Here is a 13,947-nt window from a genome sequence, read left to right as displayed (position 1 = left end):
CATTCGTCTGCAGCAATTATCTTATCTACAGTCCAACGACTGACGCCGCGGGCGGTTCCCCCGCCGGGGCAAAAGAATGCTGGGAACCCTTTGGCCTGTAGGAATTAAACGGGCTCAGAAGCCCGCCGAGGCCACAAACGCAATCGGCGCGCCCCGATTGGGACGCGCCGCCGTTTAACATAGTTTAAGTGGGTTATTATCCGTCGATGCGGCTGGCCATGATGGCGATAGCCTTTTGATAGACCCCTGCCGCGTTCCACGCTTGGATCACCCGGAAGTTCGGCTGTCCCTCTTGATAGCCCGCCCCCGGCTGCCAGCCTTTCTGGCGCAGGAAATTGGCGGTGGAGGCCAGTGCGTCGACCTGATTGTAAAAATCGACCCGACCGTCGCCATTGCCGTCAACGCCATAGCGCAGCGCGTTGCCGGGCAGGAATTGCGTATGACCCAATTCACCATGTTTCGCGCCTTGGGTGTTAGAGGTGATGGCCCCGCGGTCGACCAGTTTCAGCGCGCCAATGGCATGGGGCACGAAAAAGTCGGAGCGGCGGCAGTCATAGGCCAGCGTGGTGATGGCCGAGACGACAGCGCTATTGCCCATGAAACCGCCAAAGCCCGTCTCCATCCCGTGGATCGCCAGCAAGACCCCCGCAGGCACGCCATAGCGCTGCTCAAGCGCGTTATAGAGCGCGGCGTTGCGGGCTTTACGTTTGCGGCCTTGCGCCACGATCGTATCGGCGCCGCGTACCTGCATGAACTTGGACAGGGAGTATTTGAAGGATTTCTGGTTCCGGTCGGCGGCGATGGTGCCATTGGCGTAGCGCGCGCTTGCCAAGGCGTCCAAGCCGCGCCGGCCGACGCCTGCGGCGCGGGCCTCTTGGGCGAAAGCGCCTTTCCATGCTTCAAAGCCATTGGCCGTATTGCCGCATTGCGCGGCCAATGTCGGCGCGGCCATGAAGGTGCAGATGGCCGCGGTGGTGGTGAAAAGTGTTCTGAACATGAGTTTGACCCTCTGCGTCTATGTGTCGTGCAAAGGTTAGCCCATATGGAAAACGGTTCAACTAGGTTGGCAAAGGAAAGAGAAATCTTTGGCCTTCACCGTGGCAGAAGGGCGCGGATATATTCCATGGCGGTGCCCGCCCAGACGTTGACCTGCGGCGCGCTGTCTTGGGCAAAGCTCGCCCCGCCGAATAGCAGGCCGACTGTGACCAGAAACATCAGCCCTTTGCGGCTACGCTTGGCGCGGCGGTGTTTGTTGTCGGCGCGTTTGGCGCGCTGTTCGATGCGCAGCAGCCGTTCATTAAATGTCGTCGTGGAAATCGCCATCTTATCCGGTTCCTCTGCAGGGTCTTGGTTAAGACTGCTTGGGTGCTATGGCCCTTTTATGGCGATGGTGGGGCGCGGGGCGGTCAGCCGCCCAGAAAATAGGAGGCACCTGCAAAAGCCGCGATCCCGGCGCCGATAAAGCCGAGCAGCATCAGTAGACCGTCGCGATAGAGCAGCGCCAGCCCGAAGATGGAAATCACGATCATCGGCGCGGAGGTGGCGAAGGGCACAACCTCAAGCGGGGGGACGGAAAAGCACAGGCAAAGGATGACGACACAGGCGACCTTTTGACCGGTGGCGCCTGCGATGCGCGACAGCCGGGCCTGTAGCTTGTCGTCAATCCATTTCGAAACAGGCCGCAGCCATTCAACGGATTTCAGCACCTTGTCGGTATCCAATGTGCGCTTGCGCAGCCAGTTCGGGGCCCAGAAATGCTCATACCCCAGCAGCATCCGCAGGGCGAGCAGCCCCACCAGAAGGGCCAGTGCAGTGGGAAAGCCGGGAATGCCGCCGAGGGGGGTAAGCTCCATCAGGGGCAGCACGGCAAGGGCGGGGCCATAGCCGCGCTGGTCAAGCGCGTCGATCAACTGGCCAACTTCAACGGTCTCTTTCCCCTCGGAGGCGTCTTTCAACTCATCGACAACATCCGTCAGCGCCGTTGAATCCTCGGCCATGATGCGCACCCCTTTCTTGCTGCTCTGCTCTTGCTGCTCTGCCAAGCCAACGCGGCAAGGCAAGCTCTGTTCCGGGGGGCGCCAAGCAAAAGGGCGCGGAGTGAACCGCGCCCTTTCGAATTTCTCCAGCCGTCCCGCGGGGACGAACGTCGCATCAGCAGCTGTAGTACATGCCGAATTCAACGGGGTGCGGGGTCTGTTCGAATTTCAGAACTTCTTCCATCTTCAACCCGATATAGCCTTCGATCTGGTCGCGGGTGAACACGTCACCGGCCAGCAGATAGTCCATGTCGTTGGACAGCTCGTCCAGCGCCTCGCGCAGCGAACCGGCCACTGTCGGGATGTCCGCCAGCTCTTCCGCGGGCAGGTCATAGAGGTTCTTGTCCATCGCCTCGCCCGGGTCGATCTTGTTCTTGATGCCGTCAAGGCCGGCCATCAAGAGCGCCGAGAACGCCAGATAGGGGTTCGCCGCCGGATCGGGGAAACGGGCCTCGACACGCTTGGCCTTGGGGCTTTCGGTCCACGGGATACGCACGCAGCCCGAACGGTTACGCGCGGAGTAGGCGCGCAGAACCGGCGCTTCGAAACCCGGGATCAGACGCTTGTAGCTGTTGGTCGTCGGGTTGGTGAAGGCGTTGAGCGATTTGGCGTGGGCCAGAATGCCGCCGATGAACCACAGCGCTTCTTGGCTGAGGTCGGCGTATTTGTCACCCGCAAACAGCGGCTTGCCGTCTTTCCAGATCGACATGTTCACGTGCATGCCCGAGCCGTTGTCGCCAAAGACCGGCTTCGGCATGAAGGTCGCCGATTTGCCATAGGCGTGAGCCACGTTGTGGATTACGTATTTGTACTTCTGGATTTCATCCGCTTGTTTGGTCAATTCACCAAAGATCAGACCCAGCTCGTGCTGGCAGGAGGCAACCTCGTGGTGGTGCTTGTCGACCTTCATGCCAAGGCGCTTCATGGTCGAGAGCATCTCGGCGCGCAGGTCTTGCGCTTCGTCCACCGGGTTCACCGGGAAGTAGCCGCCTTTGAGGCCCGGGCGGTGGCCCATGTTGCCCATCTCATAGTCGGTGTCGGTGTTCCACGAGCCGTCGGATGCGTCAACTTCGTAGGATACCTTATTGACTTCGTTCGAGAATTTGACGTTGTCAAAGAGGAAGAACTCGGCCTCGGGACCAAAGTAGGCGTTGTCGCCAATGCCCGAGGAACGCAGATAGGCTTCGGCCTTTTCAGCGGTGCCACGGGGGTCACGCTCATAGCTTTCGCCGGTGTCGGGCTCAACGATGGAGCAGTGCAGGCAGATCGTGGTTTCGGCATAGAAGGGGTCAACATAGGCGGTGCTGACGTCGGGCATCAGCTTCATGTCGGAGGCTTCGATGCTTTTCCAACCTGCGATGGAGGAGCCGTCGAACATGAAGCCTTCTTCGAGGAAGTCTTCGTCGACCAGATCGCTCACGATGGTAACGTGCTGCAAGGCGCCGCGGGTGTCGGTAAAGCGGATGTCGACATACTCGATGCCTTCATCTTTGATTTTGCTCAGGAATTCCTGGGTATCCATCGTGTAGGTCCTTTATGGTCTATTCGTAGTCTGGGCCCGAAGGCCGTTGTCACAGTGCGTCTGAACCGGACTCACCGGTACGGATGCGAATTGTTTGTTCAACAGGGGAAACGAAGATTTTGCCGTCACCGATTTTCTCCGTCTTGGCGGCGTCGACGATGGCCTCGATAGCGGCATCGACCTGATCGTCATCCAATACCACTTCAACCTTCACTTTGGGAAGGAAATCTACAACATACTCCGCACCGCGATAGAGCTCGGTGTGGCCTTTCTGGCGGCCGAAGCCTTTCACTTCAATCACACTCAGACCTTGAACACCCACGTCTTGAAGGGCTTCTTTGACTTCGTCGAGTTTGAACGGCTTGATGATGGCTTCGATCTTTTTCATGGTAATCCCCTGACAATTCCCGCGCATTTATGCTCTGGTTTCGACAGAGCATCCCGCCCGCGTAACGTCCAGCGCCGGGCAGGGGGTAACATGGCGCGGCGGATGCATTTGCCAAGGGGCGCTGAGAATTTGCGCAACGCGCCTAAAAAATGAGCATTCGTGAATCGGCCCCGGGCTGTACCTTTGGGCGGCAGTTGCTAGATCCCTGTGCATGCGTATTTCCGAGATCACCCGCGAGAGCCTGAACGTCGATTTGCTGCGCAAAGAGCCGGGGCATAAATATGACCACGGCCATGCGCTCGTCCTGTCGGGCGGGCCGGGCCAGACCGGGGCCGCGCGTATGGCGGCGCGCGGGGCGCTGCGGATCGGGGCAGGGGCTGCGACCTTGGGCGTGCCGCCCGCCGCGCAGCTTGAAGCGGCGATGCAACTCACGGCGGTCATGCTGCAACGGATACCAGATGGCGCGGCACTGTCCGAAACGCTCGAAGACAGCCGGATCAACGCGCTCTGCCTCGGGCCAGCCTTGGGATTGGGCGCGCGCGCAGCGGGGCTCGTCAAAGCAGCCCTCGCCGCGCCGCATGTCGTGTTGGACGCCGATGCGATCACCCTGCTGTCGCAAGACGCGGATCTGCGCGACGCGCTTCATGAAGGCTGCGTTTTGACCCCGCATATGGGGGAGTTCGCCCGGCTGGCCCCAGATCTGGCCGAGGCTGCAAAGGCCGAGGAGGAGGGGGCCAAGGCGCAGGCCACGCGCGAGGCTGCCGCGCGGTTCGGTTGCGTGATCCTGTTGAAAGGCCCGGAGACGATCATCGCCACACCCGAGGGGGAGGTGCGGCGCCACCATGCGACCCAAGACCGGGCAACCCCCTGGCTGGCCACCGCTGGGGCGGGCGATGTCTTGGCGGGGCTTATCACCGGGCTGCTCGCGCGGGGGAGCGCCCCGGTCGAAGCAGCCTCCACCGCGGCATGGATACATGCCGAGGCAGCGCTGCTGCATGGGCCGGGGCTGATCGCCGAGGACCTGCCTGACCTGATGCCGCAGGTGCTGCGGGACTTGGGGGTTTAGGCCGCGTGCAACACCGCGCCGCGGGCGCGGGCGGCATCGGCGGTGCCAAGCTCCAGGCCATCGGCGTAGATCACATGCGGGCCGTCGCAGAATATCTGGATCAAGGTCGTCTCTTCCTCGCCCAGATCGGTGATGAATTCATCGTCGACCAAGGCCCGCGCCGCGACCAAGGCGCGTTCGGAATTGAAAAGCGCCCGCGCGCGCCAATCGCGTACCAGCACCATCTGATCCCCGGCGAGGGCCACGTCGCGCTCGGGCCGCGTATGGCCCAGCGATCCCGCCGCCAGCGCGATGCGCCGCACGCTGCGGGTTGTGCGTTGAATATGAAGGATTTTTGCAAAGCCACTATCGCGCGTAATGACCCGATCCCCGACCGAGAGATACTCAACCGGGATCTCACCATCCAGCGTCAAAATAAGGGCGCCCTGCACAAGACCGGTGTCCAGCGCAGCGAAAGGGGAAAACTGCCCCCCATGGCGATCTTTGCCGCCTACGCACCCGACCGTATTCGGTTTCATGGGCGTCTCTTTCTATTGTACCTGCCTCAGGTATCACCAACCATATGCAAACATCCGGTTAATGTCTTGTGCTTTTTTGCTCTCGCATCTGCCGCGCGGGTTTGCTAATCAGCGCGGGCACCGGTTGGTGCAGTGCGGGTGTGGCGGAATTGGTAGACGCACCAGATTTAGGTTCTGGCGCCTTTGGCGTGGGGGTTCGAGTCCCTTCACCCGCACCACTTTCCCCAGGAAATCACAGATACCGCAGACTTTTCGCGCGTGCCCCGCTCAGCCCAGCACCGTGAGCCAAAGCCATACCGTCAGGATCGAACTGCCCGTCGCAATCAGCACGGAGCTAGCCGCCACACGGCGCGCGCGGCCGTACATATTGGCGAAAATATAGGCGTTGAACCCCGGTGCCATGGCCGCGGTCAGCACGCCGGACCGGAAACCGGCCTGCGGCAGCGACAGCATGGTGCCAAAGCTCCAGACCAGCGCGGGATGCACCAGAAGGGCGATGGCGCAAACCATGAGGATCGCTTTCATATCGCCTTCGGGCTTGTATTGCAGCAGCACGCCGCCAAGCGCGAAGAGCGCGGCGGGCAGGGCGGCGCGGACAATGAGCGACAGCGCGTCATCCACCACGCCGGGGATCGGCAGACCGCTGAGGTTAACGGCAAAGCCCCCGAGGATCGCCAGCACCAGCGCGTTGCGAAACATCGCCCGGCTGACATTGCGCAGCAGCGACAGGCCCGATTGCCCGCGGTTGCGCACGAATTCCATCACCGTGATGCCCAAACCGTAGCAAAAGGGCGCGTGGAACGACAGGATCGCATAGTTCCCGGCCAGCGCTTCGGGCCCGTAAGCGCGTTCGGTGATCGGCAGGCCCAGAAGGATCGAGTTCGAGAACAGGCAGCAAAATCCGATCGCCACGCTGTCTTCCCAATCGCGGCGGAACAAGAGCCGCGCGCCAAGGATGCCAAGCGCAAAGCAAAGCGCCGCGCCGCCGTAGAAACTGCCCAAAAGGCGGGGGTCATAGCTGCTCGACAGGTCAATGCGGGCGATGGCTTGGAACAGCAGACAGGGGATCGCGAAGTTCTGGGTGAATTTCATCACCCCATCGATGCCAGACACGGGGAAGAGCCCGCGCCAGACCGCAACATAACCAAAACCGATGACCAGAAAGACCGGCAGAATGACGTCTAAAAGAGTTTGCACTTGAAAGGGGCCTTATGGGGTGCGGCGGGGGCGCCGACCCTCAGGCCCGCGCCCGGCGCTGCCTAGTCTGAATGGGGAAGGGGGAAATGAAGGGTCAGCCCGTCATAGGCCGGTTGAATGTGATCCGGCGTCTCTGCGGCGACGGTGTGGTAATCAAGGTCGTTGTGCATATTGGTCAGGACCGCCGTTTCGGGCGCCACGCGGTCGATCCAGCCAAGGGTCTGCGCCAGATGGCTATGGGTCGGATGCGGCTCCCGCCGCAGGGCGTCGACGATCCAGCAGCGCAGGTTGTCCATCATCGGCCAGCACGCCTCGGGGATGGCCGAGACATCGGGCAGATAGACGATATCGTCAAAGCGAAAACCGAGCGCGTCGATATTGCCATGGGTGACGGTGAAGGGGTTGAATTTCAGGGTGCCACCCGGGCCGTCGATGCTGACCTCGCCAGTGATCTCATGCATGTCGAGGATGGGCGGGTAGCTTGACCATTCGGGCTGCACGAAGGCATAGCCGAACCGTTCGATCAGCGCGTCCCGCGTGGGCGCATCGGCCCAGACCGGCAGCCGCGCGCGCATGTTCATCACCACCATGCGCAAATCGTCCAGCCCGTGAACGTGATCCGCGTGGGAATGGGTGTAGATCACCGCATCGAGCCGCCCGATGCCTGCGTCCAACAGCTGGCTGCGCATGTCGGGGGAGGTGTCGATCAAGACGGCGGTGGTGCCCGCATCCGTCACCCGCTCCACAAGGATTGAGCAGCGGCGGCGCGCGTTCTTGGGCTCATTCGGGTCGCAAGCGCCCCAGTGGCCGCCGATGCGCGGGACACCCCCGGAAGAGCCGCAGCCCAATATGGTCACTCGCAGGTCGGCCATCAGCGCGCAGGCTCCCAAGCGGCGGCTTTCGCGAAGAGACGCTCAAAATTTTCCTGCGTGTGGGCGGCGAAATCGGCGTAGTCGAGGCCAAAGGTCTCAGCCGCGCGGCGGGCGGTATGGGCGGTAAAGGCAGGCTCATTCGGTTTGCCGCGATGCGGCGGCGGGGCGAGATAGGGCGCGTCGGTTTCCACCAGAATACGGTCGAGCGGGGCGGCGGCGAAAATATCGCGCAGATCCTGCGATTTGGGGAAGGCGGTGATGCCGGACATCGACAGGTAGAACCCCAGATCAAGCGCGGCACGGGCCAGTTCAGCGGAGGAGGAGAAGCAATGCATGACGCAGCTATAAGCGCCATTCGCATGTTCTTCGCGCAGGATGCGGGCCATGTCGTCATCCGCATCGCGGGCATGGATGATCAGCGGCAAGCCACTTTCCCGCGCCGCGGCGATATGGATGCGCAGGGAGGTCTTTTGCACCTCGGCACTCTCGGCGGTGTAGTGGTAGTCGAGGCCTGTCTCACCGATGCCGACCATTTTGGGGTGCTGGGTCAGGGCGAGAAGTTCGTCGACCGTAGCCATCGGCTCTTCCGCGGCGGACATCGGATGCGTGCCTGCGGCGTAGAACACCGGCTCATGCGCCTCGGCAATGGCCCGCACGCTCGGCTCGTTCTTTAGCCGGGTGCAGATGGTGACCATGCGGGTGACGCCAGCCTCCGCCGCGCGGGAGATGACGCCGGGCAGGTCTTCTTGCAGGCTCTCGAAATCGAGGTGGCAGTGGCTGTCGGTGATCTGGGGCGTGTCGGTCATGCTGTCCTTTCGGCTATCTTGGCGCCGTCTGGCCTATCTGCCGCAGGGTATCTAGGACCAGCGCGGCAGGGTCAAGGTTCACCGCCAGCCCGTGACGGGCGCGGTCGGATATCTGCTGCGCCGCGTCGGCCCATGCGCGCCCCTGTGCGGGGCTGGGCGAAAGGCGTTGCAGCACGGCAATCTCATCGGCGCAGGCGGGCTGCGCGGGCGGCGCACCGGTGGCGCCGGTGCGGGCCAGACGCACCAGCAGCAGGTCCAGCAGAGTAAAGAGCAGGTCGAGTTTCGCCTCCCCCCCGCGCTGTGCTGCGGCTTCGGCCAGCTTGATAGCGCGGCCCCGGTCGAGTTGCGGCAGCGAAGAGATCAGGCCGACGAGATCGGCATAGGTTTTGACCCCGCCCATTAGCGACAGGCGCAGCGCCCCGCCGACCGACCCGCCGGAAAGCTCGGCCAGGGCGGCGGGATCGTCTTCGACCTCCACGCCTGAGCCGGCCAGCGCCTCGGCCATCTGACCCGCGTCGAGCGTGCCGAGGCGTAGGGTGCGGCAGCGCGAGCGGATGGTGGGCAACAGGCTGGAGGGCTGGTGGCTGAGCAGCAGCAGAACGGCGCGCTCCGGCGGCTCTTCCAGCATCTTCAGCAGCGCGTTGGCGGCATTGGGGTTCATCTCATCCGCGTCGTCGATGATGACCACGCGGCGGCCCCCGTCGGCGGCGGACATCTGGAAGAAGCCGTTTAGCGCCCGGATGTCGTCGACGACGATCTGCTTGCGCATTTTCTTGGTGTCGGGGTTCAGCGTGCGGGTGACGGATTTCAGCCCCGCTTCGGCCCCGGCGGCCACACGGCGGGCGACGGGGTGTTCTGGGTCGATCTCAATCGTTTCAGCCGGGGGCAGGTCGAACATCCCGCCATCCGGGTCGGGGGTCGCCAGAAGGAACCGTGCGATGCGCCATGCGAGCGTCGCCTTGCCCACCCCGCGCGGGCCGGTCAGCATCCATGCGTGATGCAATTTGCCGCTGTTGAAAGCGTCGAGAAAGGCAGCCTCGGCGGCGCTTTGGCCGATCAGTTTCGGCGTGTCGCGCGGGTGGCGGGCACCTTCCACACGGTCTGGCTGGGGGGCGTCGTCTGTCATGGTCTCGGTCTAGCATGTTTCGCCGCAGAGGGAAGCGGGCAGGGCGCGTGGATCAGCCCAATCGCCCGGTCACGCAGGCGGTCACGTCGCGGGTCACGCTGTCGATGTCGCGGCCCCCGTCGATCACATGGAAGCGGTCGTTGAATTCCTTGGCAAGGCTCAGAAAGCCCCCGCGCATCTTGGCTTGAAGTTCCACGCCGAAATCCTCGAACCGCTCCTCTGCCGTCTGGCGCGAGAGGGCGCGTTCAAGGCCATGGGCCGGATCCATGTCGATCAAGAGGGTCAGGTCAGGCTCCACCCCGATCATCAGCGCATGCAGGTCATCGACCATCTGCCGCAGATCGCCGCGCGAAAGGCCCTGATACATCCGCGTGCTGTCGGCGAAACGGTCGCAGATCACGACCTTTCCGGCGTCGAGCGCGGGGCGAATGGTGCGTTCAAGATGATCGCGGCGGGCGGCGGTGAAGAGCAGGATTTCTGTCTGCGCCGACCAGCGGTCGGGGTCACCCTGCAAGACAAGCGCACGAATTTCCTCGGCCCCCGGGCTGCCGCCCGGTTCGCGGGTCAGCACCACGTCATGGCCCTGTGCTGTCAGATGATCCGCCAAAAGCCGTGCTTGGGTGGACTTGCCAGAGCCATCAATGCCTTCGAAAGTCACGAAGAGGCCCGGCGCGCGGGCCTTCTCTGCGCTGGTCACGAAGTTTCCGCTTCCACGGTGGGGGCTGCCTGCGGCCCGGCGTTGAGGCGGTTCATCAGATGCAGGGCGGCGGCGGTCATCTTGACCATGAACCCGCCCGGCGCGATGGAGGTTGAGGCTACCAGCGGCACGCGCATGGCAGGCAATTCGCCCCGGTCGACCACCAGTTCGCCCAATTCGTCGCCCTTGCTGATCGGCGCTTGGAACGGGCCAGTGTAAATCACCTCGGCCTCGACCTCATCGCCGCCGGTGACGGGCACCAGCATCGAGAGATCGTCTTTCAGCTCAAGCCCGACCGATTGGGTCGTGCCAAGGGCCACGGGGGCTTCGGCAATGCGGGTGCCCGCTTCGCCCAGATCGCGCTGCGTGAACTGGCGGAAGGCCCAGTTGACCACCGATTCAGCCTCCTGCGCGCGGGCAGCGGCACTGTCGAGACCCGAAAGGACAAAGATCACCCGGCGGTCGCCCTGTTTGGCCGAACCGACCAACCCATAGCCCGCCTCATTGGTATGGCCGGTTTTCAAGCCATCCGCGCCGATGCCCAGACCCAAAAGCGGGTTGCGGTTGGTCTTGTTCTGCGGCGCGCGGCCATCAAAGGCGAACTCCCGCTCCGCGAAAAGCGGATAGAACTGCGGGAAATCGGTGATGATCCGGTTGGCCAGCAGCCCCAGATCGCGGACCGACATCAGATGCCCCGCCTGCGGCCAGCCGTTGGAATTGGCGAAGGTGGAATTGGTCATCCCCATCTGCTGCGCGCGCTGTGTCATCAGCCGGGCAAAGCCGTATTCGGTACCATCGGGGCTGAGCGCTTCGGCAATCACGGCGCTGGCGTCATTGCCTGACAGCACGATGATCCCGCGAATGAGGTCTTCGACCGAGACGCGGTCGGTGGTGTCGAGGAACATGGTCGAGCCGCCATAGGACATGGCGTGTTCGGACACGGGCAGTTTCTCAACCAAATCGAGCCCGCCGTTCTGCTTGCCGCGCTCCACGGCCTCGAAGGCCATGTAGAGCGTCATCAGCTTGGACATGGAGGCGGGCGGCAGCGGCTCATCCGCGTTCTTGGCCAGCAGCACGGTGCCGGTGGTCTGGTCCAACACATAGGCGGCGGTGGCGCGGGTATCGAAAGCGGCGGCGGGCTGGAGCGTCAGCACCAGCGCCACGGCGGCGGCAAAAAGGCGGATCATAGGAAGCATTTCCTCCGGTTTGTCAGTTCGACACGGCGTAGGCGTCAGTAAAGCCCTCGGCCTTGACCTTCTTGAGAAGGGTATCGAGTTCGGATTTGCTGGTGGCGGGGCCGATCACCACGCGCCAGAAGGGTTTGTTGTTGATCGCGCTTTGCTTGACGGTGGGCACCATGCCCGCGCTGCGCATCTGTTTGGCGGTGCGGGTGGCATTGGCCTCCACGCTGAAGATGCCCAGTTGCACGTAGGGTTTGGACAGTTTCGCACCAGCCGCCGGGCGCGCCGGTTTCGGGGCCGCAGGGGCGGGCGGTTTGGCTGCCGGTTTGGCGCTCGCGGTGGCAGTGGCAGCGGTGCTGGCCGTCGGCGCAGGGGCCAGCGCGGTGGCGGTGACAGGGGCAGGGCTGGCAAGAGTAGCTGCAGCGTCACCGCTATTCTCGGCCTCAAAGCTCTCTTCCGGGGCGGCGCTTTCCTCGCGCCGCAAGGCGGTTACGTTCAGCGGCGTCGGAGCGCCCGCCAGAATGCCAAGCGCGGCGGCGGCATCCGAAGAGATTTGCAGCTTCGGCCCCGGCAGCTCCCGCTCGCGCCGGAACAGGGCACCGATGACGAATTTGCCGTTCGCCTCATTGCGCACGATCACGCGTTCAGGTTCGGTGACGTCCGGATGGGCCACCCAGACCCCGCCGAGCGAGGGGCGCCCGTCCCAAAGACCCTCATCCGTGGCTGAGAAAACCTCAGGCGCTTCGACATCACGTTCCACGAGTTTGGTTGAAGTGCTGCGCGGCGCGCTGGCGCCTTCGTTTGCACCGAAGGGAAGTTTGAAATCACCGCCCTCGCAACCGGCCAGCAAACCAACTGCCAGAATGCCCACGCCCAAGCCCGCCGCGCGGCTTTTCTTGATGCGCAACGGTTGATTGTCCCTGCTCATGCCTTTGATGTCCTTGCCTGCTGTCGTCGCGCGCCGCGACCCATGTCCCGCGAGAATGTCGCGCCGTTGGATCGGCACGCCCTGCGCCCCTCTGAAAGGGGCTTTGGCGCAGAGTAACCCGACCGGGCGGCGCTTGAAAAGACCGCGCAGGGCAGATCGGCGAATTTCCCCAAAGGCGCGCGGGGGGCTGGCCGCGAAAATGTGCGTTTGCCGAATCGATCCCGGCGCTCTAGGAGGAGCGTGCTGCGGAGGAGTGGCAGAGTGGTCGAATGCACCGGTCTTGAAAACCGGCGTGCGTGAGAGCGTACCGTGGGTTCGAATCCCACCTCCTCCGCCACCATGCATTCCTATTGGATTTGAACGAGACGAATTTAGCGACCTGTTGTCCTGGCTGCGGAGAAATATAGCTGCCTATCGTTTCTCTTGTGTTTCTTTCGGACACGTCTGAATCCTTCCATTGACTGATACCGAATGTGGTATTTGGGAATGGCCCTGCCTGGCTCTGAGACAGAGCTGTATTTGAGCGGCGAGCCGATGCGGCTTTGCGTATCTCGGAGTTAAGCTTCTGAAGGTGAAAACGGTAATCGATCTGCCTTGGAACGGTTTTCAAGAAGCCAATCACGGAACCGCAGCGCTGCAGGGGATGAAGCCTTCAAGCGCGGCAGGATAAGATGATAAGCATATGATGTTTTGAAATCTCGGCAGAAAGGACTAACCAACGCGCCACTTTCCAATTCCTCCTGCACTAGCCACGAGGCGAAAAGAGATACCCCTAAACCATTGATTGTCGAGCTGAGCTGAAAATGACGGTCCTCTAGCATCATTTGCGGCTGGCTGTGGACCATCTTCATTCCGTTCAAGTCGAACCATTCTTCCCACATTCCGGTATCGTCTACATGCAATAAGGTGCAGCCTGTCACATCCTTTGGTTCGGTGATCGGATGTTTTGCAAGATACTCGGGGCTGCAGACCAATGCCATCCTTTCGGGCCAAAGAGGGTGGACTTCAAAGCCATTCCAGTCGCCCTTTCCCCATTGAATGCCGATGTCCGCAAAGCTCCCGGGCTCGGGCATATAGGCATAGTTATTGTTGTGGTTGTGCATGGATAGGCGCACGTCAGGATATTGTTCGATCAAGTCACCCAACTCTGACGACAACCAGCGGCTGGAAAACATCGGCAAGAGCGCGATACGGATCGCGCCCGCTCGTATCGATAACTGATCGAGCCCAGTTTGGATCATCTCAAGCCCCCGCCCAACATGCTGCGCCAGCTCGACGCCCTCGTCCGTGAGGGTCAGCCCTTGTCCGGTGCGGTGGAAGAGCCGGTAGCCAAGATCCGATTCCAATTTTTTAATGTGATAGCTCACTGAGCTTTGGCTGATGTTCAAGAGTTGCGCGGCGCGGGTGACATTCCGAGTCTCGGCGGTGAGGCTAAACACCTGTACAGAATTGATATTCCTGATCGGTTTCACGGTGCGGAACTCCTCCGAAGTCTTCGCCCTTTCGAAATCTAACCATCTAAAAATTAGATATCCAAGCGGAATCTTTGAATTTGATTTGCGCCATGGGGCGTCGCTACGCTTCTCGAACCGCAGGAGGAGCGGGGAGGG

The 13,947-nt window shown here is 62.3% G+C and carries 15 protein-coding genes and 2 tRNA genes; 3 read left to right on the top strand and 14 right to left on the bottom strand.

What is annotated here, in order from left to right; genetic code table 11:
• Positions 1-196 precede the first annotated feature (196 nt).
• From ACGYLX_RS12665 to ACGYLX_RS12645, 5 genes are all read right to left on the bottom strand, one after another.
• Positions 197-997, bottom strand: a complete 801-nt coding sequence (locus ACGYLX_RS12665; protein WP_394449895.1) for a lytic transglycosylase domain-containing protein — start codon at positions 995-997, stop codon at positions 197-199.
• Positions 998-1,092: 95 nt separating this feature from the next.
• Complete coding sequence (locus ACGYLX_RS12660; protein ID WP_271691637.1) at positions 1,093-1,323, bottom strand: hypothetical protein; 231 nt, start codon at positions 1,321-1,323, stop codon at positions 1,093-1,095.
• Between the two features lie 83 nt (positions 1,324-1,406).
• A complete protein-coding gene (locus ACGYLX_RS12655) occupies positions 1,407-1,997 on the bottom strand; it encodes an exopolysaccharide biosynthesis protein (RefSeq protein ID WP_394449893.1) in 591 nt (196 codons plus the stop codon).
• 154 nt (positions 1,998-2,151) lie between these two features.
• A complete protein-coding gene (gene glnA, locus ACGYLX_RS12650; RefSeq protein WP_168613076.1) occupies positions 2,152-3,558 on the bottom strand; it encodes a type I glutamate--ammonia ligase in 1,407 nt (468 codons plus the stop codon).
• A gap of 49 nt (positions 3,559-3,607) precedes the next feature.
• Positions 3,608-3,946 (bottom strand): P-II family nitrogen regulator, encoded by a 339-nt coding sequence (locus ACGYLX_RS12645; RefSeq protein ID WP_067266338.1) that lies wholly within the window; start codon positions 3,944-3,946, stop codon positions 3,608-3,610.
• Between the two features lie 211 nt (positions 3,947-4,157).
• On the opposite strand from ACGYLX_RS12645, the gene ACGYLX_RS12640 reads away from it, so the two are divergent.
• Entirely contained in the window at positions 4,158-5,012 is an 855-nt protein-coding gene (locus ACGYLX_RS12640) for an NAD(P)H-hydrate dehydratase (protein ID WP_394449891.1), read from the top strand.
• On the opposite strand, the gene ACGYLX_RS12635 is transcribed toward ACGYLX_RS12640, so the two are convergent.
• Positions 5,009-5,530: a Hint domain-containing protein gene (locus ACGYLX_RS12635; RefSeq protein WP_067266333.1), complete on the bottom strand. Its 522-nt coding sequence runs from the start codon at positions 5,528-5,530 to the stop codon at positions 5,009-5,011. The genes ACGYLX_RS12640 and ACGYLX_RS12635 overlap by 4 nt on opposite strands.
• A 134-nt stretch (positions 5,531-5,664) precedes the next feature.
• Here ACGYLX_RS12635 and ACGYLX_RS12630 point away from each other — a divergent pair.
• Positions 5,665-5,748 (top strand) — tRNA-Leu (locus ACGYLX_RS12630).
• 49 nt (positions 5,749-5,797) lie between these two features.
• On the opposite strand, the gene ACGYLX_RS12625 is transcribed toward ACGYLX_RS12630, so the two are convergent.
• The 7 genes from ACGYLX_RS12625 to ACGYLX_RS12595 all read right to left on the bottom strand — a co-directional run bounded on the left by ACGYLX_RS12625 (position 5,798) and on the right by ACGYLX_RS12595 (position 12,337).
• Positions 5,798-6,727, bottom strand: coding sequence for an AEC family transporter (locus ACGYLX_RS12625; protein WP_067266328.1), 930 nt, complete (start codon positions 6,725-6,727; stop codon positions 5,798-5,800).
• A gap of 62 nt (positions 6,728-6,789) precedes the next feature.
• Positions 6,790-7,599 carry an MBL fold metallo-hydrolase gene (locus tag ACGYLX_RS12620; RefSeq protein WP_394449889.1) on the bottom strand — a complete coding sequence of 270 codons (810 nt, stop codon included), beginning with the start codon at positions 7,597-7,599 and terminating at the stop codon, positions 6,790-6,792.
• A complete protein-coding gene (locus ACGYLX_RS12615) occupies positions 7,599-8,405 on the bottom strand; it encodes a TatD family hydrolase (protein ID WP_394449887.1) in 807 nt (268 codons plus the stop codon). Before ACGYLX_RS12615 ends, ACGYLX_RS12620 begins: the two co-directional genes overlap by 1 nt.
• Before the next feature lie 13 nt (positions 8,406-8,418).
• Positions 8,419-9,531: a DNA polymerase III subunit delta' gene (locus tag ACGYLX_RS12610; RefSeq protein WP_394449885.1), complete on the bottom strand. Its 1,113-nt coding sequence runs from the start codon at positions 9,529-9,531 to the stop codon at positions 8,419-8,421.
• A gap of 52 nt (positions 9,532-9,583) precedes the next feature.
• Positions 9,584-10,228 (bottom strand): dTMP kinase, encoded by a 645-nt coding sequence (gene tmk / locus ACGYLX_RS12605; protein ID WP_394449883.1) that lies wholly within the window; start codon positions 10,226-10,228, stop codon positions 9,584-9,586.
• Positions 10,225-11,415 (bottom strand): D-alanyl-D-alanine carboxypeptidase family protein, encoded by a 1,191-nt coding sequence (locus ACGYLX_RS12600; protein WP_394449881.1) that lies wholly within the window; start codon positions 11,413-11,415, stop codon positions 10,225-10,227. The genes tmk and ACGYLX_RS12600 overlap by 4 nt, the downstream gene beginning before the upstream one ends.
• Positions 11,416-11,437: 22 nt before the next feature.
• Positions 11,438-12,337, bottom strand: coding sequence for an SPOR domain-containing protein (locus tag ACGYLX_RS12595; RefSeq protein ID WP_394449879.1), 900 nt, complete (start codon positions 12,335-12,337; stop codon positions 11,438-11,440).
• Between the two features lie 247 nt (positions 12,338-12,584).
• On the opposite strand from ACGYLX_RS12595, the gene ACGYLX_RS12590 reads away from it, so the two are divergent.
• Positions 12,585-12,674: transfer RNA gene (locus ACGYLX_RS12590), tRNA-Ser, on the top strand.
• 220 nt (positions 12,675-12,894) lie between these two features.
• Here ACGYLX_RS12590 and ACGYLX_RS12585 read toward each other — a convergent pair.
• Positions 12,895-13,809 (bottom strand): LysR family transcriptional regulator, encoded by a 915-nt coding sequence (locus tag ACGYLX_RS12585; protein ID WP_394449877.1) that lies wholly within the window; start codon positions 13,807-13,809, stop codon positions 12,895-12,897.
• Between the last annotated feature and the right edge of the window lie 138 nt (positions 13,810-13,947).

Origin of the sequence: Sulfitobacter sp. 1A13496 (assembly GCF_043557225.1) — a bacterium.
Taxonomy (GTDB): Bacteria; Pseudomonadota; Alphaproteobacteria; order Rhodobacterales; family Rhodobacteraceae; genus Sulfitobacter; species Sulfitobacter faviae.
Note: the sequence above shows the minus strand (reverse complement) of the source record. Positions and strands in the feature narration are given on the sequence as shown.

Excerpts from the sequence above, each read along its gene's own strand:
- ACGYLX_RS12665 (WP_394449895.1), bottom strand. The coding sequence starts at position 997 with ATGTTCAGAACACTTTTCACCACCACCGCGGCCATCTGCACCTTCATG.
- ACGYLX_RS12660 (WP_271691637.1), bottom strand. The coding sequence starts at position 1,323 with ATGGCGATTTCCACGACGACATTTAATGAACGGCTGCTGCGCATCGAA.
- ACGYLX_RS12655 (WP_394449893.1), bottom strand. The coding sequence starts at position 1,997 with ATGGCCGAGGATTCAACGGCGCTGACGGATGTTGTCGATGAGTTGAAA.
- glnA (WP_168613076.1), bottom strand. The coding sequence starts at position 3,558 with ATGGATACCCAGGAATTCCTGAGCAAAATCAAAGATGAAGGCATCGAG.
- ACGYLX_RS12645 (WP_067266338.1), bottom strand. The coding sequence starts at position 3,946 with ATGAAAAAGATCGAAGCCATCATCAAGCCGTTCAAACTCGACGAAGTC.
- ACGYLX_RS12640 (WP_394449891.1), top strand. The coding sequence starts at position 4,158 with ATGCGTATTTCCGAGATCACCCGCGAGAGCCTGAACGTCGATTTGCTG.
- ACGYLX_RS12635 (WP_067266333.1), bottom strand. The coding sequence starts at position 5,530 with ATGAAACCGAATACGGTCGGGTGCGTAGGCGGCAAAGATCGCCATGGG.
- ACGYLX_RS12620 (WP_394449889.1), bottom strand. The coding sequence starts at position 7,599 with ATGGCCGACCTGCGAGTGACCATATTGGGCTGCGGCTCTTCCGGGGGT.
- ACGYLX_RS12615 (WP_394449887.1), bottom strand. The coding sequence starts at position 8,405 with ATGACCGACACGCCCCAGATCACCGACAGCCACTGCCACCTCGATTTC.
- ACGYLX_RS12610 (WP_394449885.1), bottom strand. The coding sequence starts at position 9,531 with ATGACAGACGACGCCCCCCAGCCAGACCGTGTGGAAGGTGCCCGCCAC.
- ACGYLX_RS12600 (WP_394449881.1), bottom strand. The coding sequence starts at position 11,415 with ATGATCCGCCTTTTTGCCGCCGCCGTGGCGCTGGTGCTGACGCTCCAG.
- ACGYLX_RS12595 (WP_394449879.1), bottom strand. The coding sequence starts at position 12,337 with ATGAGCAGGGACAATCAACCGTTGCGCATCAAGAAAAGCCGCGCGGCG.